Source organism: Vibrio sp. Hep-1b-8, from assembly GCF_006124995.1.
Lineage (GTDB): Bacteria > Pseudomonadota > Gammaproteobacteria > Enterobacterales > Vibrionaceae > Vibrio.
Genome location: NZ_QEWN01000010.1, coordinates 17,495 through 39,203, shown reverse-complemented (window position 1 = coordinate 39,203; position 21,709 = coordinate 17,495). Strand labels below are relative to the sequence as shown.

22 protein-coding genes, 2 tRNA genes and 1 pseudogene are annotated in these 21,709 nt (G+C 44.7%); 13 read left to right on the top strand and 12 right to left on the bottom strand.

Features of this window, described 5'->3' with window-relative positions:
* Window positions 1-64: 64 nt before the first annotated feature.
* From DA100_RS03635 to DA100_RS03595, 9 genes are all read left to right on the top strand, one after another.
* The gene (locus DA100_RS03635) at window positions 65-796 is read left to right on the top strand and encodes an acyltransferase (protein WP_138970924.1); all 732 of its coding nucleotides are present in this window, start codon (window positions 65-67) and stop codon (window positions 794-796) included.
* Window positions 789-1,904, top strand: a complete 1,116-nt coding sequence (locus DA100_RS03630) for a glycosyltransferase (RefSeq protein WP_138970923.1) — start codon at window positions 789-791, stop codon at window positions 1,902-1,904. The genes DA100_RS03635 and DA100_RS03630 overlap by 8 nt, the downstream gene beginning before the upstream one ends.
* A complete protein-coding gene (locus DA100_RS03625; protein ID WP_138970922.1) occupies window positions 1,901-3,337 on the top strand; it encodes a chain-length determining protein in 1,437 nt (478 codons plus the stop codon). Before DA100_RS03630 ends, DA100_RS03625 begins: the two co-directional genes overlap by 4 nt.
* Before the next feature lie 133 nt (window positions 3,338-3,470).
* Window positions 3,471-4,565: a glycosyltransferase gene (locus tag DA100_RS03620; RefSeq protein ID WP_138970921.1), complete on the top strand. Its 1,095-nt coding sequence runs from the start codon at window positions 3,471-3,473 to the stop codon at window positions 4,563-4,565.
* Window positions 4,562-5,749: a glycosyltransferase family 2 protein gene (locus DA100_RS03615; RefSeq protein WP_138970920.1), complete on the top strand. Its 1,188-nt coding sequence runs from the start codon at window positions 4,562-4,564 to the stop codon at window positions 5,747-5,749. The genes DA100_RS03620 and DA100_RS03615 overlap by 4 nt, the downstream gene beginning before the upstream one ends.
* A 9-nt stretch (window positions 5,750-5,758) precedes the next feature.
* The gene (locus DA100_RS03610) at window positions 5,759-6,397 is read left to right on the top strand and encodes a sugar transferase (RefSeq protein ID WP_138970919.1); all 639 of its coding nucleotides are present in this window, start codon (window positions 5,759-5,761) and stop codon (window positions 6,395-6,397) included.
* 156 nt (window positions 6,398-6,553) lie between these two features.
* Window positions 6,554-6,630, top strand: a tRNA-Val gene (locus DA100_RS03605).
* Between the two features lie 46 nt (window positions 6,631-6,676).
* Window positions 6,677-6,753, top strand: a tRNA-Val gene (locus tag DA100_RS03600).
* 260 nt (window positions 6,754-7,013) lie between these two features.
* A complete protein-coding gene (locus tag DA100_RS03595; protein ID WP_138970918.1) occupies window positions 7,014-7,214 on the top strand; it encodes a DUF2986 domain-containing protein in 201 nt (66 codons plus the stop codon).
* 59 nt (window positions 7,215-7,273) lie between these two features.
* On the opposite strand, the gene DA100_RS03590 is transcribed toward DA100_RS03595, so the two are convergent.
* A complete protein-coding gene (locus DA100_RS03590; RefSeq protein WP_138970917.1) occupies window positions 7,274-7,468 on the bottom strand; it encodes a hypothetical protein in 195 nt (64 codons plus the stop codon).
* Window positions 7,469-7,537: 69 nt separating this feature from the next.
* Between DA100_RS03590 and DA100_RS03585 the strand changes: the two genes are divergently transcribed.
* The gene (locus tag DA100_RS03585) at window positions 7,538-8,374 is read left to right on the top strand and encodes an alpha/beta hydrolase (protein ID WP_138970916.1); all 837 of its coding nucleotides are present in this window, start codon (window positions 7,538-7,540) and stop codon (window positions 8,372-8,374) included.
* Between the two features lie 88 nt (window positions 8,375-8,462).
* Here the strand turns inward: DA100_RS03585 and DA100_RS20845 are convergent, their stop codons facing one another.
* The 6 genes from DA100_RS20845 to nirB form a co-directional block, all read right to left on the bottom strand.
* Complete coding sequence (locus DA100_RS20845) at window positions 8,463-9,359, bottom strand: hypothetical protein (protein ID WP_171052130.1); 897 nt, start codon at window positions 9,357-9,359, stop codon at window positions 8,463-8,465.
* Between the two features lie 151 nt (window positions 9,360-9,510).
* Window positions 9,511-9,993 (bottom strand): NYN domain-containing protein, encoded by a 483-nt coding sequence (locus DA100_RS03575; protein ID WP_138970915.1) that lies wholly within the window; start codon window positions 9,991-9,993, stop codon window positions 9,511-9,513.
* A gap of 71 nt (window positions 9,994-10,064) precedes the next feature.
* On the bottom strand, window positions 10,065-10,823 hold the full coding sequence (cobA, locus tag DA100_RS03570) for a uroporphyrinogen-III C-methyltransferase (RefSeq protein ID WP_138970914.1): 759 nt from the start codon (window positions 10,821-10,823) through the stop codon (window positions 10,065-10,067).
* A 132-nt stretch (window positions 10,824-10,955) separates the two neighbouring features.
* Window positions 10,956-11,804: a formate/nitrite transporter family protein gene (locus tag DA100_RS03565; protein WP_138970913.1), complete on the bottom strand. Its 849-nt coding sequence runs from the start codon at window positions 11,802-11,804 to the stop codon at window positions 10,956-10,958.
* A gap of 125 nt (window positions 11,805-11,929) precedes the next feature.
* A complete protein-coding gene (nirD, locus tag DA100_RS03560) occupies window positions 11,930-12,253 on the bottom strand; it encodes a nitrite reductase small subunit NirD (protein WP_138970912.1) in 324 nt (107 codons plus the stop codon).
* A 15-nt stretch (window positions 12,254-12,268) separates the two neighbouring features.
* Window positions 12,269-14,824: a nitrite reductase large subunit NirB gene (gene nirB / locus DA100_RS03555; protein WP_138970911.1), complete on the bottom strand. Its 2,556-nt coding sequence runs from the start codon at window positions 14,822-14,824 to the stop codon at window positions 12,269-12,271.
* A 509-nt stretch (window positions 14,825-15,333) separates the two neighbouring features.
* Between nirB and DA100_RS20840 the strand changes: the two genes are divergently transcribed.
* The 3 genes and pseudogenes from DA100_RS20840 to DA100_RS03545 all read left to right on the top strand — a co-directional run bounded on the left by DA100_RS20840 (window position 15,334) and on the right by DA100_RS03545 (window position 16,930).
* Window positions 15,334-15,480, top strand: coding sequence for a hypothetical protein (locus DA100_RS20840; protein ID WP_171052129.1), 147 nt, complete (start codon window positions 15,334-15,336; stop codon window positions 15,478-15,480).
* A pseudogene (locus DA100_RS21225) lies at window positions 15,467-15,625 on the top strand (chemotaxis protein); the annotation flags it as partial. The gene DA100_RS20840 and the pseudogene DA100_RS21225, both read left to right, overlap by 14 nt.
* A 258-nt stretch (window positions 15,626-15,883) precedes the next feature.
* A complete protein-coding gene (locus DA100_RS03545; RefSeq protein WP_138970910.1) occupies window positions 15,884-16,930 on the top strand; it encodes a GGDEF domain-containing protein in 1,047 nt (348 codons plus the stop codon).
* On the opposite strand, the gene DA100_RS03540 is transcribed toward DA100_RS03545, so the two are convergent.
* The 5 genes from DA100_RS03540 to DA100_RS03520 form a co-directional block, all read right to left on the bottom strand.
* On the bottom strand, window positions 16,927-17,589 hold the full coding sequence (locus DA100_RS03540; RefSeq protein WP_138970909.1) for a DUF2726 domain-containing protein: 663 nt from the start codon (window positions 17,587-17,589) through the stop codon (window positions 16,927-16,929). The genes DA100_RS03545 and DA100_RS03540 overlap by 4 nt on opposite strands.
* A gap of 84 nt (window positions 17,590-17,673) precedes the next feature.
* Entirely contained in the window at window positions 17,674-18,480 is an 807-nt protein-coding gene (locus tag DA100_RS03535; RefSeq protein ID WP_138970908.1) for a hypothetical protein, read from the bottom strand.
* Window positions 18,481-18,488: 8 nt separating this feature from the next.
* On the bottom strand, window positions 18,489-19,250 hold the full coding sequence (locus DA100_RS03530; RefSeq protein ID WP_138970907.1) for a transporter substrate-binding domain-containing protein: 762 nt from the start codon (window positions 19,248-19,250) through the stop codon (window positions 18,489-18,491).
* Window positions 19,251-19,340: 90 nt separating this feature from the next.
* The gene (locus DA100_RS03525) at window positions 19,341-20,024 is read right to left on the bottom strand and encodes a response regulator (protein ID WP_138970906.1); all 684 of its coding nucleotides are present in this window, start codon (window positions 20,022-20,024) and stop codon (window positions 19,341-19,343) included.
* Window positions 20,021-21,640, bottom strand: a complete 1,620-nt coding sequence (locus DA100_RS03520) for a sensor histidine kinase (protein ID WP_138970905.1) — start codon at window positions 21,638-21,640, stop codon at window positions 20,021-20,023. The genes DA100_RS03525 and DA100_RS03520 overlap by 4 nt, the downstream gene beginning before the upstream one ends.
* Window positions 21,641-21,709: the final 69 nt, after the last annotated feature.

Here is a 21,709-nt window from a genome sequence, read left to right as displayed (position 1 = left end):
CAATTAATTATGGCACGCTTAGTGTAATGATCCCTGCATAATTCAAATAATGTAGGGATAGATTATGTTGGCACAACGCATTAATCACTTTAAGGTGTGGCTTCAACACCACGAGAATCCGTCTTATCGCAAATTGTTTCTCATATTGAAAACAGTTCGAGCTTTCGATATTCCAACCCCACAGTGGTGGAACAGACTGTGTTACTTCTTGTATCAAACTCTAACTGGTTTCTATCTCAGCCTTGTACGCGTGATAATTCACACTCCTGCGTTCAAAGGCCGTCTCAAGCGGCATGGTAAGAGTCTCTACTTGTTTGGTGGTGTCCCTTTCATCTCTGGCCCGCTATCGATCACCATCGGCGATGATTGCCGTATTTCAGGTCAAACCACCTTCAGCGCGAGACCACAATCCAACAATCCGCAATTGCTTATCGGCAGCAATGTCGACATCGGCTGGCAAAGCACCATCGCCGTAGCTACACGCGTCGTCATTGGGGATAACGTCCGTATCGCTGGTCGAGCATTTCTGTTTGGTTATTCTGGCCATTCACTTGACCCAGAATTGCGGGCTCAAGGCCATGGTGATGAGTGCAGAGATATTGGCGATATCGTACTTGAGCACGATGTTTGGCTAGGCACCAATGTTACGGTATGCCCAAATGTCACTATTGGGCACGGCACTGTGGTTGGCACCGGTAGTGTAGTGACCAAAAGTCTGCCCCCCATGGTGGTTGCCGTAGGAAACCCAGCCAAAATTGTTCGCTACCTGAACAGTCAGGAGGTTGACCATGCGTGATTTAATTGTGTTTGGTGAAGATTTTGGTGGCCTGCCTTCGAGCACCCAACATTTAATCGTACGTTTAGCCAAACAAAGGAAGGTTCTCTGGGTCAATTCAATAGGATTGCGCCAGCCTAGGTTGACTCGACATGATTTAAAGCGAGCCATCGCCAAACTGTTGGGTAAAAGTAAAGGGGGTTTCACTGTTGGTCACACCTTACCTGACAATATAACGGTGGTTAATTTACGCACCATTCCGGCACCGCGTTCTTATTTGGCTCGTCGCATTGCAAAAATGATGATCTGCATTCAACTGCTTCCCGTCATCAAGACACTTAAACTCGACAACCCCATCCTGTGGAGCTCATTGCCAACCACCGCCGATCTTTGTGGCTCTCTGGGCGAATCTGCGGTGGTTTACTACTGCGGCGATGATTTTTCCTCCTTGGCAGGCGTAGATCACCGTGTTGTCGCACAGCATGAGCTGAAGTTGGTTGAACAAGCCGATTTAATACTCGCCGCCAGCGCGAAACTGCTGACTAAGTTTCCTCAAACTAAGACTCACTATCTACCGCATGGCGTCGATACCACGCTGTTCAGCACACCGGCCGTTCGCGCAAAGGATCTACCGCCAAGACGACAACGAATCGCAGGCTTCTATGGCAGTATATCTAACTGGCTCGACTATCAACTGTTAGAACGAGTTTTTCGAGACAATCCCGACTGGCAGTTTGTGTTTATCGGTCCTCTCGAGCTCGACTACAACCCGCTACCTAAGCTTGATAATGTTCATTACCTCGGGCCTCGCCCACATCACCTCCTGCCCAGCTATAGCCAGCACTGGGACGTGAGCCTGTTGCCTTTTGTCGCTAATCAACAGATCAGATCCTGTAGTCCGTTGAAACTTCTCGAGTATCTAGCAGCAGGTAGCCGTGTGATCAGCACTCCGTTCCCTGCCCTGGTAACATATCAACAGCATGTTGACGTAATCACAAACTCGGAACAGTTTTCACTCGCACTTAAACGTGTTGCGATTCAGCAGCCACGTCTCGGTGTTGTGAATATCAGCAACGAAAGTTGGGATGCTCGCACCAACAAACTTAACGCTATGTTGGAGGCTCTATGAACGACCTGAAACTTCGTCTCATCGTTATTCTCAATGGCGCGTGGCGACAAAGATATGTCATCGTCGTTCCTATGTTGATATTGCCATTTATCGGTTATTTCGTTGGCAAAATGGCTCCGACCAATTACGTTTCACATACTTCTATGCTGATACAAGAAACCGCAAAAATGAACCCTTTCTTAGAGGACATTGCTGTCTCTACCATGCTTAAAGAACGTCTGAATGCATTGAGTACTCTGTTGAAAAGTCGCCATGTTCTAACTGCGGTGGCCAACGAGCATGGATTGATCAACGATTCGATGTCAGATGCCCAAAAAGATCATGTCATCAACAAACTATCGAATAGTCTAACGGTCAGCCAACCAGGTAAGGATTTCTTACAAATATCTCTCACAGCGCCTTCACCGTCTGGTATGAAAGAGATGCTTGAATCAATCAGTGAGCATTTTATCGAACAGTTACTTGCGCCTGAGCGTTCATCAATTAAAGACTCGTCTGAATTCCTAGCAATACACATTGAAAAGCGTCGTGTGGAATTGGATCAAGCTGAGAATGAACTCGCAGACTTTAGAAACCGCTTTGCCTCCGTAACACCCGAAATGCAGACGCAATCGCTCGCTCGCTTAGCGGCACTAAAGCAAAGCTATGCAGAAAAAAGTGCAGAGCTTGCTGGTGTCGAACGCAGTTTAGGTTCGCTCGATCAACAGCTATCAAAAACCAATCCTGTGGTAGGTAAAATCGAAGATCAAATCATTGAAATCCGCAGTGAACTGACGTTGTTAAAAGCCAAATACACGGAAAGCCACAGCGCTGTGCAAGGTAAAGAGCGCGAGCTGCGCCGTCTTGAGAATGAAAGAACAATCTTACTGAAAATGGAGCAGCCAAACATCAGTAGTGATCAACTATGGGATATTGCCAGCAGTAGCCAATTGAGAGAACTGGGTGAGATTCAGCCTCTACTCGTCACCCAACTCCACAGTCTACAACTGGTGAGAGGACGTTATGAGTCTCTCAAAGAAGAAACAAAAAGCCTCAACAACATGATTGTTCAACTAGAACAAGAAGCGAATAAGTTTGGTGACAACGCAAAAACTATGCACCGTTTAGTTCGCAACGCGGAAATCAAACGTCAGCTTTATGATGAACTGCTTCAACGCTACGAAATGGCTCAATTGACAGGGTCACTCGGTGTTTTTGAGCAAAACAAAAGGGTTAAAATCATCGACCTTCCTTTTACACCCAGTCGCCCCGCTAACTTACCGATCATCATTTTTGTCATTGCAGGTTTTGTCGCAGGAATAGCACTCGGATCCGGTGTCGCGACATTAATCGAACTTTTCGATTCGTCGGTGCGCCGTAAATCAGAGATAGAGTCAATTACTAAAGCACCTTTGCTGACTCAACTTCCCAAAATCAAACCTTACCACTCATAGTGAAATGTAATTTGATTTTCACTATGAAAATCACCCAATAAAAGCAGATAAATATATGATAAATAACAATTAAATAGTTGGCACATCCTATGCTAACTACTAGTAAGGTAATTAAACCATGTCAGGAGATAGCATGAATAACCATACCCAAAACGTCATTCATGTCGTTCAACATCTTGCCCCTGGAGGGCTCGAATCACTGGCACTCAACATGATGACGTTTTCCAACCCTGAGCACCATGTATTGATTGTTAGCCTAGAAGGTTCAAAGGAAGAGGCGATTTCTCACTGGCCTCGGTTAGGAGAAGTCGAAGATCACCTCGTGTTTCTTGATAAACCGGCAGGGTTCAGTTTTACGACATTACATCGTCTATATAAGCTATTTCGCACATTAAAACCGACCACTGTACACACTCACCATATTGGGCCAATCATTTACGGAGCGATTGCAGCACGTCTTGCTAACGTCAAAGCCCGCATCCACACCGAACACGATGCTTGGCACTTATCCAACCCAAAGCACTGTTCATTACAAAAATTGGCTCTCGCTATCGCCAAACCCTCTGTCGTCGCCGATGCGAAATTGGTGAGAGATCAATTACTTGAACGACTTAACTATCACGACGTATCTGTGATCAATAACGGCATTGATTGTCAGCGTTTTAAACCAGGATCAAAGCACCTCGCCCGTCAGGCACTAGGCCTTCCCCTTTCTTCGACCATCATTGGCAGTGCTGGACGCCTCGAACATGTTAAGGGTCACGACATACTGCTTGATGCCATGGTGTTGCTGCCCAATAACCTATATCTGGTGATTGCTGGAGCAGGTTCGCAAAAAGAGGCACTTGAACAACAAGCACAAAGGCTCGGGATTAGCCAACGTGTAATTTTACTCGGCCTCGTCGACGACATGTGTCGCTTTTACCAATCTTTAGATCTGTTCTGCCTTCCATCTAGGAGTGAAGGCTACCCTCTTTCCACGCTTGAAGCACAAGCATGCGGCATTGTTACCGTTGCCTCCGATGTGGGTGCTTGCAGCGAAACCCTTTGTCCTATAACAGGTGCAGCGGTCGAAAGTAATAACCCAAATGCACTGGCAGAGGCTCTATTGAATAACTTATTGGACAGACATCGTACGTACTCGCCAAGGGAGTTTGTTCTTAATAACAATGATATACGCCAAATGGTCAAAGCCTATGACCAACTAGCTGTGGAGAAAAGCGCATGATGGAACTTCTATTGAGCACTCTGTTTTTCATCTCGAGTAGTTTGATTATCTATCACCATGTTGGATATCCAGTATTACTCTCATGGTATTCAAAACATCATCCGCTCAAGGCGATTAAACACGCTTCCCGAGGCTATAGACCAGTGACGAGTGACCAAGATTGTGCGTCGATCACTATTCTCGTGCCAGCCTATAACGAAGAACAGTGGATTGCAGATAAGATTCGCAATCTGTCGTCACTCGATTATCCTAAAAGTCGTTACAACGTGATTATCGCTTGCGATGGTTGCACAGACAACACCGCCTTAATTGCTGAGCAGACGATTCAAGAAGCTATCTGCGCTGATACACACTTTGAAATTCGTGTGTTTAACGAAAATCGCGGTAAAGTGTCCGTCATCAATCAACAGATGTCGACGATATCTACTGATATTACTGCGCTTAGCGACGTATCCGCCCTAATCTCTATTGATGCGTTGTGGTTGGCTAATCGTCATTTTCATGATTGCCAAGTTGGTGTTGTTAACGGTCACTACCAACTATTTAACCATCACAATGAAGGCGAGACTCGCTACTGGCAGTACCAAAGTAAAGTCAAAATGCATGAGGCCTCCCTAGGGTCTACGCTCGGTGCGCACGGCGCGTTTTATCTATTCCGTACCCATCTGTTTAAAAGCATGGGTACGGACACGATCAACGACGACTTCATCATTCCTATGGAGATTGTTCGCCAAGGTTACTTAGCCAAATATGAGCCAAGAATGGTGGCGTTGGAAATGGAAGCAACCAACCAACAAAATGACTACCACCGCCGATTAAGAATCTCCGCGGGTAACATGCAACAAGCGATACTATTGGCCGATATGTTTATGCCTCGCTACCGTGGTGTCGCTTTTGCCTTTGCATCGGGAAAAGGCTTACGCCTGCTCACCCCTTACCTGCTGATTCTTTGCCTAATTTCGTCAATAGTATTGATGGACAACCCTCTATTTATGGCAGCCTTAACGGGGCAAATCGCCCTCTATTCTCTGGCGTTGCTCAGTTACTTCTTGCCCTACATATTCAGCCACAGAGTCTGCAAGTTGGTGCTCTATATTGTCGCAGGACACTGTGCAAACCTCATTGGTGGCTTACGTTATCTACTCGATCTTGAATCAGGAAAATGGTCTCGTGTAGACCAATAAGGATATATTATGAGCAATGTATCAACACACATGTCAATCTGGTTAGCTAAACGCCTTTTTGATCTATTTGGTGCGATCTTTGGTTTACTCCTTTTATCGCCTTTTATCCCCTTCATTGCAGTGGCAATAAAAGTCAGTTCACCGGGCCCCGTTTTCTACAAACAACTTCGTGTTGGTAAATCGACTTCTGAAAAAATGGTCTTCTTTGAAATCATTAAGTTTCGCACCATGTATCAGGACGCAGAGCAACGAACTGGGGCTGTTTGGGCAACCGAAAACGACCCAAGAATCACGCCTGTTGGTCGCTTTCTGCGTAAAACGCGCCTAGATGAAATCCCCCAGCTGTTTAACGTGGTAGTCGGAGATATGTCTTTGATAGGCCCAAGACCGGAACGTCCAAGTTTTTACAACAAGCTGGAAGCAGCCATTCCCTATTTCGCTGACCGAACCTATGGCGTGATGCCAGGTATTACCGGATTGGCTCAGGTTAACCAAGGTTATGACACTTGTATTGATGATGTGCGTAGGAAAGTCGGCTACGACCACAGTTACGCGTTGTCACTCTGTTCGATGAAATCTTGGTTAGCAATGGACATGAGTATCATCACAAAAACCATCATTGTTATGTTTGATGGCCGAGGACGATAGTCGTTGCATGTGTGTGATTTAATGCACATTTTCGTATCTGATGCGGATAAAACTACGACAATTCGCTTAGATATAAAGCAAACGAGCTAAAATCGATAAAAATGCTCTTGCACGATCGAATAACTCTCGGTAACATCCGTCTCGTTCTTAAGGAATGGGTCCGTAGCTCAGTTGGTTAGAGTACTACCTTGACATGGTAGGGGTCGGCGATTCGAGTTCGCCCGGACCCACCACTCCTTAAAGTCATGTTAAAACCAAAACATGCAGAACATTAAATTTGGGTCCGTAGCTCAGTTGGTTAGAGTACTACCTTGACATGGTAGGGGTCGGCGATTCGAGTTCGCCCGGACCCACCAAATTTAGTTCTTAGGAACAAAACGCAAAGCCCGCTTAATGCGGGCTTTGTTGTATTTCACGTTTCTACTTTATCTTGAATCAAAATTATTTGTCATTTTGACTTTCATTTAGCTACCCATTTGGGGTCGGTTCCAAAACTCACACCACTGAAAGTTCTCCTAGTGGAACCGCGCTAGAGCACAAATAGCCAAACTGATATTGGTGATTTGTGTTCAGATTTTTGATAGGATCGGCGCCTTATTCAGGACCGAGCGATACCATGAACCGTAAAAAGAAGATCAATAGCATCTTAAAAGCTAAGCAAAAGAAGATAAACGCTAAGCTACATAAGAGTAATAAACCTCGCTACATCTCAAAAGCCGAGCGCGCTAAGCTAGAAGCAGAAGAGGCAAACCTCAACAATGAAGAGGCGTTGGTCGAGCAAGAATCAGCGGCAAGCGAACAACAAGCTCAACACTAATTTCCAAATAGAAAAGCCAGTGAGGTTTACCCAACTGGCTTTTTTGTTCTTCCCTTTGGTCACTGACCCGCTTCATAGCCACCATCAAACGAAACCAACTTGATTTCCAGTTTAGCTCCGAAGTAGCGAAGTGCTAGCTTGGGGTCTTGGTTGTCAGTGACTTTCTTTCCTAGCGCTTCCAACAGCTCAGCCATAAAATCTTTAACTGGTTGTTCCGCATCAGCCAAATGCTGTTCTAGAGTATGATTATTCATTAGATCCTAGCCATAACGTTATCAATCAATCGTTTATAGTTAAGTCCTTATTCAACCGAGGACATTAAAATGGAAACTATAAAAACGATCTTAAATGGCAATCACTACCGCTATTCGTTTCACCACTGTGAAGGTTCAGACCAATACGCTATTTTTCTATTAGGCGCGTTACAGGACATAGAAAGTGTCCACAGTTTCTCGACCTTCTTTGCGACAAAATTGAACTGTATAACCATTGAGGTTCCTGGAACCGGTCATACAGAAAATCTTGAATCGACAGTCAGTATACGTTCACAAGCGATTATGTTGCGCGATTTTATCGAGTATTTAGGGGTTAAAAATGCCCATATTATTGGCTTTTCTTATGCTACAGCTGTTGCGGTAGAACTGTGCGACATATGGCCGCATGTGCTGTCGATGTCGATTTGTGGTGGCGTCCCAGGCATCCCTTCTTCGGGACGTCTTGCGACTAAGAAAATGATCGCGGCTGCGATGGACAACCCAACGAGCTTTGCGCAGTCATTTACTGAGTCTTTGACTGTAAACAACAACGATATTCCACGTAACAAAGCCATCATTAAGGCGACAGTCAGGAGCATCACTAATATGTCACAACAGCGTATTGACGTGTTCTTTGAGAACTCCGTTAGATTGCTGGTTCATACACCGTCCAATGTGACCAATATCTCTGTACCATGCACAATATGTGTTGGTGAGTTTGATCCATATGTCACGAAGGAAACCGCTCAATCCTTTGCAAACCAACTCAAAAATGGTCGCCTTGTGGTGATAAAAAACGCCGACCATTTAGTCCATTTGCAATATCCCGACAAGGTTGCCGCTCTAATGTTAGCCCAAGCGAATTCAGCGATAGCGCTCGATGAAGCTCTGTTAGCATTAACCTAAATAACTAGTGAACATTGTTGTTTTTTAGTGAGATATAATCAACTCAAGGCTCTGCGCAATTTGAGTTGATTATTTCCACTTGATGGAACTAGATCACATTTTTTATGTAGATCTTTGATAGTGTGGTCAGTATTTCTACTGCACGCTTCTTGCATTCACCCTTTAAATAACGCAATGCTTCTACGATCAGTGCGTCACGCAAATGCTGGATTTGACGTAATTGATGAAATTGTGGGAATAAACGCATTTCACTGGTGAAATTTACGTGCGAGTTAAGTTCAAAACCCAGTTTGACCCTAAATCCTATCGCGACCGAAAAGTCTCTTACTTTATTCACATCTTCAAGTTGCTGATATTGATACTCTGAAAGGCCTAAAACTCGCGAGATGACATCAATAGGAATTTGGTGTTCTAAGCGAAAACGTTTAACTGTAATCGCAACTGAGCGGTAGTAGTCGATCGCAAAGGCATTGATATCTAACACTGGCGGCGGCAACAACTCGTTGTAGTTAATATCAGGATCACTCTGAGATTCTACGTCAGAACGAAAAGATCGAAACTGTTGCTTATTCTCCTCACTCATCATATTCGTCACGAGATCGAGGTAAAGGTGAAATTGTTCGGCTGGAAGTCGACCAATGCAGTACAAAGCTTCGATGGCTTTGTCATCCATTCCTCGGTAATGCTCTTTCATTTTGAGGGCAAGATAAAAGCTGGTCATCGGAACCATCATGACCCAAGACATTGCTGCCACGACATGGATTGGTCTGATCGAGTGATAGCTTTGCTGCATGTAACGCTTTAGCGTCGAGCCATTGATTCCTGTTGTTCGCTGTTCTAAGTCGCGAAATGACATCCCTTGAGCACGTCGAATAAAGGACATAGACACAGCCATATCCGTATCAATGGTTTTCAGTAGTGTATCTAACGTTTCGATCTTTTGTTCTGAAACGCTGATTGTGACCTGATCCGCTCGATTTAACATACAACAAAACCTAACTAAAACAATGAATAAGCTACCTACAGTTGAGTCGGTAACTCTACCATAATCTGTGCAAACCTTGAACAATCAGTCGCAACCAGTGGGTAGGATATTGAACCACCCATCATCTTGTCTCAGCATGCCAGTTTGGTTGTCAGTTACGCGTGATAATTAGATTTCTATCGATAGCGATATAACGGTCAGCGGCATCAATAAGTGATTGCGCGGTAAGTCCTGGTACACCAAAAACGTCTACTTTCGTCGCAAATCGAGTCTGAATTCTATCCACCAACACGTCGAAGTCACCATCACCAGTCAGCAGAATAACGCGATCTACTTGCGATGCCGTCTCATAAACATCCAGTGCTAATCCAACGTCCCAGTCCCCTTTCGCACTGCCATCATTTCTTTGGATAAAGGGTTTGAGTTTAACGTTAAAGCCAATGCCGCGGAGAATATGATGAAACTGACGCTGTTTGGGATCATGTGAAGCAATGGCATAGGCATTTGCTGCAATCACCTCTCTACCTTCTGTGGCGATATACCAAAACTGGTTGTAATCAAAATTGGCGCGATATTTATCTCGCGTGGTGTAGTAGATGTTTTGAACGTCTACGAATATAGCCACTTTTTCCATAGATACTTTTGAGCTTAGAATGATGCCCTGACTCTAACAGAATCAGGGCATCAGTGCAGCAGTCATCACGGCTAGTTGTACCATTTCAGTTTGTGGTGCAAAGACGTCACACTGCCCACGACAATCAGTGCGGGGCTCACTGCTTGCTCTGCCAGCGACGCTAAATCTTTGAGCGGGCCAGTAAAGACTCGCTGTTCGCGGCGCGTGCCATTTTCTATTATTGCGCAGGACATCTGCTCATCTAAACCCGTTTCGAGCAGCTTCTCAGCAATATAGCCACTCTGTTTTAGTCCCATGTAGAATACTAAGGTGTTGTTCGATTGAGCCAGAGAACGCCACTCTATTTCACGGCCATCTTTCTGAACATGACCAGTAATAAACTGCACGCTTTGCGCATGGTCTCTATGAGTCAACGGAATGCCTGCATAAGCGGTTGCGCCTGCTGCTGCCGTAATCCCAGGAACCACTTCAAATCCAATCCCATGTTCAGCCAGTTCTTCTAGCTCCTCTCCACCTCGACCGAATATAAACGAGTCACCACCTTTAAGTCTGACGACTCGTTTTCCTTGGCTTGCTTTATCGACGAGTAATTGATTGATCTGTTCCTGCGGTACACAGTGGTAATCGAGCTTTTTACCAACGTAGATCATTTCTGCTTGGGTATTTGCTAAAGCGAGAATGTCTGGGGAGACTAAGCGATCATATACAACCACTTCTGCCTGCTGAATGACGCGATACCCTTTAACAGTCAGTAGCTCTGGATCACCAGGGCCAGCACCCACTAAAGAAACGAAGCCGCTGTGAAGTGGTGAAATATTAGAAGCAGTCATAGTCACGCCCTTTGAGAAAATTTGAATATAAAAAGTAACACTCACAGCGAGGAATGAAGTGGCTACTTTTTATAGTCAACTAACGTTAAAGCTAAAAGATGCCCCATGATTTCACATGGGGCGGTATTGAGATTATTTCGCTAGTACTGGTTTCGCGTTTACTTCTTCAGCATCAGACAGTGCAGGCGCCGCTTTCGCATGCGTTAGGTATAGAGGAAGACAAGTCATTAGCAGACCACCAACGATGTTACCCAAGATGGTTGGAATGAGGTTGAAGTTCAACCAAGTCGTGATACCAAAATCGGCACCCAGAATCATACCTAGTGGGAACAGGAACATATTGACGACTGTGTGTTCAAACACAAGAGCAAAGAAGATGAAGATCGGGAACCACATCATTGCAATGCGGCCAGCTAATGTACGACCTGTCATGTTACCAATCACGCCCAGACACACCATTAGGTTACAGAAGATACCGCGTACGAAACAGGTAATCCAACCGTCCATACCCATGTTCTCGAAACCAAGGCTACGTGCCGTCGATACCGCAATGAATTTTTGTGCAACGGCATTTGGTTCGAGTGAGAAGTTACCCGTCAATGAGACTGCAACAAGAAACGCAACAATCACAGAGCCAATGAGGTTACCAAGTCCAACCAGACCCCAACAACGGAATACGCGGTTCCAAGTAATACCAGGGCGATTTTCAAGCTTAGCCAGAGGTGCAAGACCGAATACACCGGTTACTAGGTCATAGCCCATCACGCTAAGAATGACAAAACCCACTGGGAACACTAACGCGCCAACCACGCCCATGCCCGTTTGAACGATGGTCGTAATCGCAGCAACAACCGCCAATGACAAAATGATACCTGCCATCGTGCCACGCAAAAGCAAGTCACGAGTACTTGTTTTGGTTTTTGCTTCACCCACGTTAATCATGGTTTGTACAAATTCAGCAGGTTTAAAATCAGTAGACATGAATGTGTCCTTATTCAAAGTAAAAGTTAAAAGTTGAAATCGAATAGTGAAAGGCTCGCTGTTTCTCTGTTCCTCACTGTGAAACAGCAAACCTTTAGGCTATTAAATCTCGCCTTAACGCTAGGTTAAGCTGCGATTTCTACCTGCCCTTTTACTACACGAGCCTTATAGGCTTTGACGTTGAACTGCTGGTTTTCCATGCATACGCCAGTCATCAGGTTGAAGCGCTGTTTTTTCAATGGACTCGCCACCCATAATTCATCGCTATGTTCAACAATCAAACCACGTGACAACACGTTCGACTGATAGAAAGGATCCATGTTGCTAATCGCAAACACTTCTTCAGTCTTGGTTGGACGAAAGATCGCGACTTGTTCGCCTTCAACTAACGCACACACACCTGTTCCCGGGATGATGTCTTCAATGTTACATACTTTGGTAAATGCCATGATGTCGTCTCCCACTTAAACCAATTCAACATGAAGGATATCGCCCTTCACTTCAGGGTGTTTTTCCGTAAATGTAGCCGGACGATGCTGAGCACGCTCTTGAACGAACACGACATTGTCATCACGCTGATCTGAGTTAATGAAGTGAGCAAAGCGTTTTAGCTGAGCGGGGTCATTCACGGTATCAGTCCATTCACAGCGGAACTCTTCAACCAACTTAGCCACATCGGCTTCAAGCTGATCATTGATGCCTAGTTTGTTGTCAACAATCACTTCACGTAGATAGTTGATGCCACCTTCTAGGTTTTCCATCCATACTGAAGTGCGTTGAAGCGGTGCCGCTGTACGGATATAGAACATAATGAAACGGTCGATGTATTTGATCAGAGTTTCTTGGTCAAGATCGCTTGCTAGAAGATCGGCATGGCGTGGTTTCATACCGCCATTACCACAGACGTACATGTTCCAACCTGCGTCTGTTGCGATGATACCTAAATCTTTACCTTGTGCTTCAGCACACTCTCGAGTACAGCCAGAGACACCGAACTTCATCTTGTGAGGAGTGCGGATACCTTTGTAACGGTTCTCAATCATCACACCCAGACCCACAGAGTCCTGCACGCCGTAACGACACCACGTTGAACCTACACATGTCTTTGCCATACGCAGCGCTTTAGCGTATGCCTGACCAGTTTCATAACCCGCGGCAATCAGTTTGCTCCAGATCGCAGGAAGATCATCCTTCTGCGCACCGAATAGACCGATACGTTGAGCACCTGTCACCTTAGTATAAAGATTGTATTCAGCGGCAACTTCAGCCAGTACTTTCAATGCTTGAGGGGTTACTTCACCGCCCGCCATACGCGGAATGACTGAGTAAGTACCGTCTTTTTGCATGTTACCTAGGAAGTTATCGTTGGTATCATGCAGTTTAACCAATTCAGGTTTAAGAATGTGCTCACCCCAGCATGACGCTAGAATTGAACCCACAAGTGGCTTACACACCTCACAGCCATAACCCTGACCGTATTTCTCTAACAACTCTTCGAATGACTTGATCTCTTCGATTCGAATCAGATGGAACAGTTCTTGACGAGAATATGCGAAATGCTCGCAAACATCGTTCTTCACTTCAACGCCCGCTTTGGCAAGCTCTGCGTTCAGAACAGAAGTCACTAATGGGATACAGCCACCGCAGCCAGTACCCGCACCTGTTATCGCTTTAATGTCACCAATCGTGTGGTGCCCATCAGCAACAGCCTGAGCAATCTTGCCTTTAGTAACATCGAAACAAGAACAGATAACCGCTGACTCTGGCAGTGCATCTGCGCCCAATGTTGGTTTCTCTGCCCCCGCATGAGCCGGAAGAATAAGCGTATCTGGGTGTTTCGGTAGCTCAATTTCATTAAGCATTAATTGCAGCAAATCGCCGTAGTCCGACGTATCGCCAACCATTACTGCACCAAGCAACGTCTTATTGTCTTCAGAAACAATCAGGCGTTTATAGACTTCTTGCTCTTCGTTTTGGTAGACATAGCTCTTACAGCCTGGAGTACGACCGTTGGCATCACCAATAGAACCTACTTTTACACCAAGCAGTTTTAGTTTTGCAGACATGTCTGCACCTTCAAACTTGCTCTCATTACCGACAAGGTGGTCAACGGCAACCGTCGCCATCTTGTAACCCGGTGCCACTAGGCCATAGAAAGTATTGTTCCACGATGCACATTCGCCAATCGCGTAAATGTTCTTATCCGTGGTTTGACAGTGGTCGTCAATCTCAATCCCCCCTCGCGGTGCAACGCCTAACCCCATTTGACGAGCAAGTTTATCTTGTGGACGGATACCCGCCGAGAACACGATAAAATCTGTCTCAAGCTCGGTCCCATCCGCAAAACGCATAACGTTTCTCGCTTCTTTACCCTCAGGTGCAATTTCAAGCGTGTTCTTGCTAGTGTGTACCTTCACACCCATGCTTTCGATTTTGTGACGCAGTTGATTACCGCCCGCTTGGTCTAACTGCTCCGCCATCAACTTAGGTGCAAACTCAACAACATGAGTCTGCACACCTAGCGCTTTCAATGCGCCAGCGGCTTCAAGCCCGAGTAGACCACCACCAATGACCACACCCACTTTGCTTTTCTTAGCGCATGCTTCGATTGCTTTAAGATCTTCGATAGTACGGTAAACAAAACAGTCTTTACTCTCGCGACCTTTAATCGGCGGAACAAATGGGAATGAGCCAGTCGCCATAATCAGCGTGTCGTATTGAATCTCGCGACCTGAGCTTGAATGAACAATACGCTTCTCGCGGTTTACGTTGATCGCACGCTCACCAATTAACATGTTAATGCCATGTTTTTCGTAAAAGCCTTCTTTTACAAGAGAAAGCTCGTCCGCAGTGTGGTGAGAAAAGTAAGAAGAAAGGTGGACACGATCGTATGCTACGCGTGGTTCTTCACAGAAAACCGTGATTTCATATTGAGAAACATCCGTTTTATCAACAAGGTCTTCGATATAACGGTGTCCTACCATACCGTTACCGATAACGACCAGCTTCAACTTGCTCATAATACTTCCTAAGGGTTAGGTTCTTATCTGAGCTGATTGTTAATTATGAAAGAAAATTAATACATGATGTAAATCAATTACAGAATTAAACTACCCCAAAGGGGTAGGAGCACAATTTAACCAACTAAAATCAGTAAATTAATTACATTAATGGATATTTGGATAAAATATCACCAATCATTCCTTATGCGATATTTGTATAGATTGAAATATCTGTTCACACCTCTCATCCACAGTGATAGAAATGTCACCACACCCTGGCAATATTTTGAATCAACATCTCATACAGCACGAAACAAAGTGTAATAAGCTCAATTTTGCAACAGAGTTTTGCTCGTAATCATGTTTCAACAACCCTATATGAAATTAATTAATCAAATTGATTCACATCAATTACTAATGGGTGTGTGCATAGTTATCATGCGCCGCTTTAAGTCAAATAAAACAATAACTAAACATAATTATTCTTAAACGTAGCAATGCCAAAACATGAGAAAGAGTCAAAAAATATGGATGAAACAACGCTCAACAAAGATTACTGCGCTTCTGCAAACCTAATATCAACCACAAACTCATCAAGTCATATTACTCATGCCAACGAGGATTTTTGTGGCGTTGCCGGTTACTCTGAATCTGAACTAAGCGAGTGTCACTAACGAGATCAACACCAATATCGTCAACATTAAGAATCAGTCTGACGAAACCTTATGTACGTCACAATCGTCGATTGAACGTACCAGTGATCTTGTTGATAAGATAGAAGGCTTACAGCGCTTAATGAAACAATTTCAAACTTCATAAACCGTTCTTTCTGCCCCTCGCCACTCTATGATCTGCTGAGGGGTTCAATGCTTTCCTATTATCGGCATGTGCGACTAAAGCAACGAAATCGATGTTCATTCGAGGTGCGTTTGATCGCTTTTTTAGCCTCAATAATCAAATCTGTTATATTAGTGTGAAGTGGGATTATTTCTTGCCTTGATTCTCAACATGAAAAGAATATTATGAGTGGATATTCATAAATGAGCATATGTTTACTCACTGGAGAAGGCGGTTCGAATGGAGCTCGACATATTCAACCCTTCGCGGCAATTGCGTCGAGCTGTGTTATTTTGGCTCAGTATGCTTTTGGCCGTCATGTCTGCCTTTTTAACTGTCGTTAATATTGCTTCTGGTACCTATAGTTTTCATCATTGCAATGAAGCGGCTTTTGGTGTTCTGTCTCTTGTTGTTGGTTACTTCACCTATCGCAAATATACCTCAAAGCCACTTGTTACCACTTATGTATATTGCTTGATTGCCTCAACCTCAATTGCAACTTATTACTATCCCATTAAGTACGGGGTTTTCCTTTGGGCTTGTTTGTTCCCTGTCGTGTTTTACCTAATCCTTGGTCGTCGCTATGGCTTTCTCGCCACTGGTGTTGGCTTTATTACTCAGTTAGCCATTGTACTGCATCGTATTATGGGCGAGGATTTGATCAGCTCGATTCATTTGGTACTTAACTTCTCTTTAGTGTTTCTCGCGATATGGGTAACCGCACACGTGCTTGAGGTTAAGCGAAGAGTCTCTGAAGCATCTTTAGGGCAACTCGCCTCACGTGATGCTCTGACTGGCGTTTACAACCGCCACGCACTCTCGCACAACTTTGAACGGTATCGCAATGAAAGTAGAAAGTTACCTATGTCTCTGCTTGTCTTAGACTTGGACTTTTTTAAATCAGTGAATGATCGCTATGGTCATGATGTGGGTGACAAAGTGTTGATGCAAACCGCCGCCTTACTCGATTCACTGAGTGACGAACATCTGGTCTATCGCATTGGGGGAGAAGAGTTTTGCGTCGCTTTGCACGACACGGGATTGGATTCGGCAAAAATGAAAGCGGAACAAATTCGTAATGCCATCGAATGTTATTGCTTTAATACACCAGCAGAACCCATTGCGCTGACCGCCAGCATTGGTGTTTACCTATGTAACCACTATGCCAACTTAGAATCTGTTCTCAGAGAAGCAGATAAAGAACTCTATCACGCTAAAAAGAATGGCCGCAATCAGGTAAAAGTTTGCAACCTTTCTCCTTCTAAACTCAGTTTTTTACAGCCCTAATTCTGCTGTCCCTCTTCGAATACAACATTATAATTTTCAGTGTACGTACAATGTGGTTGACGGCTACAGGTGAAAAAACGTCGACCTTTGTGCTCACCTTGGCTGGCGGTCTTAATCACCATTGGACTTCCGCAACGTTTACAAAAACGAACCTCTTTTTCGGGTTCAATCAGATCAATATGTGCCGCAAGTAATCGGCGCAATCTACTCACCTGATAGCTATGTTTGATGTTGGCTCCAATCAGAGGGATCCCAGCCGACTTACACACATGCATCAGGAGCTTTTGCCGTTCGACCTTACCTTTATCCAACTCTTTGCCATTGTCTAATTCAATAACGACACGAACTTCAAGAGTGCGAGGATCGCACACAACGTAGTCAAAATAGCTTTTAGCGATGCGATTGTTGGCAATAAACCACTGTTTCTTGTCCGTCGCCAATGGGGCGATCACATTGGACAAGTTCACTTTACTCATCACCACTCCATGATGCCCTACTGCCGTAATCAATGCGTTGTAAAACGCCGACTCTTGTCCTGTAAGAAGTGGGCCTTTCTTTTTATACGAGCAGTCTTTTAGCTCATCTTGTTTAAGATAACGCTTTTGTATAACGACGAAGAAAATGACCAATATGGCAACAACTATGAAAACGCTTTCCATCTGGTTTCTGCTAACCCTATATAAAGTGGATATTTGTTTTTGATATTTAATTATTCGATATTATACCCAGACAGCAATAAGTGGTTAACGTTTTTGAGAGGCAGAGGCAGGTAGGGCTAACTTTATGACTACTCTTTGCTCTGGTTTGATTTGTTTAATGTCTTCGCCCCAATATTTTTCAACTAGGCGATCTATCAAACCACTGCGTTTGGCATCGAGTAATGCCTGTTCAATCTTATGACGATATGGTGCCATATTAGGCGAGAGATAGAACTTAAAGTCGCGTTCGTAAACGAGTATTAGACGTTGCTCTATTGCAAGGTGAGGGTTTTGCTGCGACTCCGTAACGATCTCATTCAAACCACGAGGAAAGTAGTTCACCTTACCGTCGGTGGTGAGGAGGTTGTACAAAACTCGCCATTCACCATCCTGAAGGTAGACGTTGAGACCATTGTTCTGCCATACCTTGGCATCATACCAATTGATCCCCATACCGGCGACCTTATCAATGCCTTGTAGCTCTTCGAGTGAGGTTACCTTATCAAATACTGGCTGCAGTTTAGGCGGAATTAGCAGCACTCGCTTGCCAATCAACCCATTCGTTAAGGGCACATCAACTGCGATATAACGACGATCTCGCTCCGCCGTACTGATTAGCCAAGTCATACTTAACTGGTTGGCTTCCACCATCTTAAGCACTCGCTTTTGCGGGATATGTTCACTGGGCTCTTCAATGAAAACTTCAAAACCCGCATTGCTCAGCGCTTCATAAAGAAGTTCATGGTAATACCTATGCCCGCCATCAATTTGCGAGGCTAGAGTGAGCGTGATGGTTTCTTTTGCCCAGGTCAACGGCGCAAGAGCGCATAACAGTACAACGAATAATTTCATATCATCGCCTAACGGTATTTGTTTAAGATTTCTTGATAGCGGCTTACACCACTTTCACCCACTGTTTTTTTCAACGCATCGACTCCCTTTTGCAATTGAGACACAAGTTTTCTGTCCACTTCCAGATTAAATGCAAAATAGAGTTCACCTTCACGAAGTACGTGTACCACTTCATATTCCTCGGTGCTGTAACCCGCGCTCTTTAGCCACCATTTGGCAACGTTCTCTTCATAGGCCCATAAATCAATGCGATCTTTGGCTAGTTGACTCGCCAGCATATCCGGTACTGAGCTTTCAATCATGGAATCACGCGGTACACCCAACTCCAATAGCAGCTGTTCACCCACATCATCTCGGATGACCCCTATACGATATTGAGCTAATGCTATGGTTTGGTTGATGACGATATTGCGTGAGCGTTTTGCTAATACCACAATCCTCGTCGTGCTTATTGGTCCAGCCCATTGGAAGATATGCTCTCGCAATTTGGTTCGCGTGGTTGAGAAAAGGACAGTATTAGGTTTAATCAATGCAGTGCGATAAGCCCTTGGCCAAGGCTGAACCTGAATCGCCTCAAGACCAACAGGACTTTCAATATGAGCGCTCGCGGCAGCCAACACATCAACGGCAATACCTTGTACTACGCCATCGTTCTGATAATTGTAAGGAGGATACTGTTCGGTGAGATAGTTTAATTGATTGAGCTCTCTACCGTTTACGCTAACAGCGAGAAAGGACATACCCATCAAAAAACATGTCAAAAGTCGCATATACGACCCCTACAAATTAATAACATTCTACTTATTAATGTAGAGGTCTATAACGATTCCGTCTAGGAAACACCCTATTCAGTAGAGCCTCTAATTGGCTTTTTTGTAGGTGCGCTCTGGTCGACCAACTGAACCATAGTTGAGATCCGCCTCTAGTTCACCTGTACTAATCAGGTACTCCAAATAGCGTCTCGCAGTGGTGCGACTCGCACCAATCTGTTCCCCAGCTTCATCCGCAGTAAGATGAACATGTTCAACAAATAGCGTTTTGATTTTTTCGAGCGTTACCCCATCAATCCCCTTGGGTAAACGATTCTTAGGCGACTCGTTGGAAGGTGTCGATTGGAGCATCTTATCCACGATGTTTTGGTCCAAGTCACTTGCGTGATTCAACTGATGCTTCTGCGAAATGTATTTCTTGAGTGCCACTTCAAGTCTCGGAAATACGACCGGTTTGAGCAAGTAGTCGACCACGCCCCCACGCATCGCCTGTTGTAGCGTTTCAACGTCGCGTGCAGCGGTAATCAGAATGACATCACAACTTAAATGGTTGCTGCGCAGTTCATGTAAAATCTCTAACCCAGTACCGTCGGGAAGGTAAACATCTAACAACAATAAGTCAGGCGCTAATACCTCTAACTGAAGACCCGCTTCTCGCTTTGTCGTCGCAATGCCAATTACTTCATAGCCATCCATCTGCTCTAAGTAGCGTTGATGGAGTTGCGCTATCGCGAGATCGTCTTCAATGATCATTACTCGCGTTACTGAGGTCATATCTGTTCTTCCTTAGGTAGGTACACCGTGATCCTTGCTCCATGTTGCTTATTGTTGACCATTTCCAACTCACCGTGATAACGAATTGCGAGTTCATTGATGAGATATAAGCCCACTCCTCGTGTTGCCTTATCTTTACTCGAGACGCCCCGTCTTACCAATGATTCTACACTCATGTTTTCAGGCAACCCACATCCTTGATCGATTACTTCTAAAATCACTTCATTACCAAAGTCACTAATTGAGACTTCAATCGTACGTCGGTGGGGGGCAAATAAGGTCTCTTTCGTTATCGCTTCACGCGTCGCATCGAATGCATTGTCGATTAAATTACCAAGAATCGTGACCAGATCTTCTGGGTTAATTCGTTTCGGTAAAGGTTCGAGACGAGAGCCTTCTTCAACCACTAAACGCAGACCAAGCTCTCTTGCACGTTCAGTTTTGCCTAATAACATACCCGCAATCAGAGGCTCTTTGACTGTTTCTCGTAAAAACTCGATCAATGCTTGATAGTGCTCAGTTTCCTGACCGATCAAATATTGCACCGCTTCCAGCTCTCCCATCTGAACCATGCCGCTAATCGTATTGAGCTTATTTCGATGCTCATGAGTCTGAGAGCGCAACATTTCTGCATACTCTTTGGTCTTAGCCAATTGCTCAGTCAATTCGGTCAGGTCGTCTCTCAAGCGAAAACTCGACACCGCCCCCACCACTTTGCCATCAACAATGATGGGACTTCGGTTGGCAATCAAACGCTGCTTGTTGAGGTAGAGGTTAATATCATGGTCTGTACGAGCTGTTTGCAACACGGTTTGCAAGTCACTGTCTGGGAGTACTTCACTTAATGGTTGGTTAAGCGACTGCTCTTTGCTGAGGCCTAATATTTGGCACGCACTCTTATTGATAGACCGCAACTTGCCTTTATCATCAATGGTTAGAATTCCCTCTTTAAGGGTTTCGAGAGTAACATCAAGCTCAACATACAACCGCCCAATTTCTTCGGGCTCAAAGCCTAAAATCGCACGCTGAAAGCGACGTGACGCATAGCTCGAAACAATCGCATTGGCGCCAACAACAGCAAATGCCATCAGGATCAGGTAAATCAAAAACGGTTCTATTCGGTCTTGTAGTCTGTCGATTAGATAACCGACTGAGACGACACCGATGATTTGCCCTTGCGTATTGAATACTGCCGACTTTCCTCGGACGGAATAACCAAGCGAGCCTTTAGCGATCGAAACGTAAGATTGTCCATCGATCAGAGCTCGATCGTTATCCCCGCCTTTCATTGGTTTACCAATTCGCTCATCCAACGGATGCACTAAACGGACACCTTCGTTGTTACCGACAACAATAAAAGCAGCACCAATTAAGGTCGTCAGCGTTCGATAGCGTTCCTGACTTTCTTCATCTGGGCCATTTTCGATCATTTCAATTACGTAAGGAGATTCGGCAAGAAATGAAGCAATTCCCAACGCTTTCTGCCCCATCTCATCTTCTTGGGCATGCTTAATATAGACAAAGCCAGCTGCAACGAGTAACAGCAACTCGATTAAGCCAGATAGCGTCATAATAATCAGCATTCGTTTACGAAAACTGATGCTACTCCATTTCATAAATACTCCTTTTTCCACCTAAAGGATAACATTCGGATAACAAGCCAACGATTGGAGGATGAGTAATAT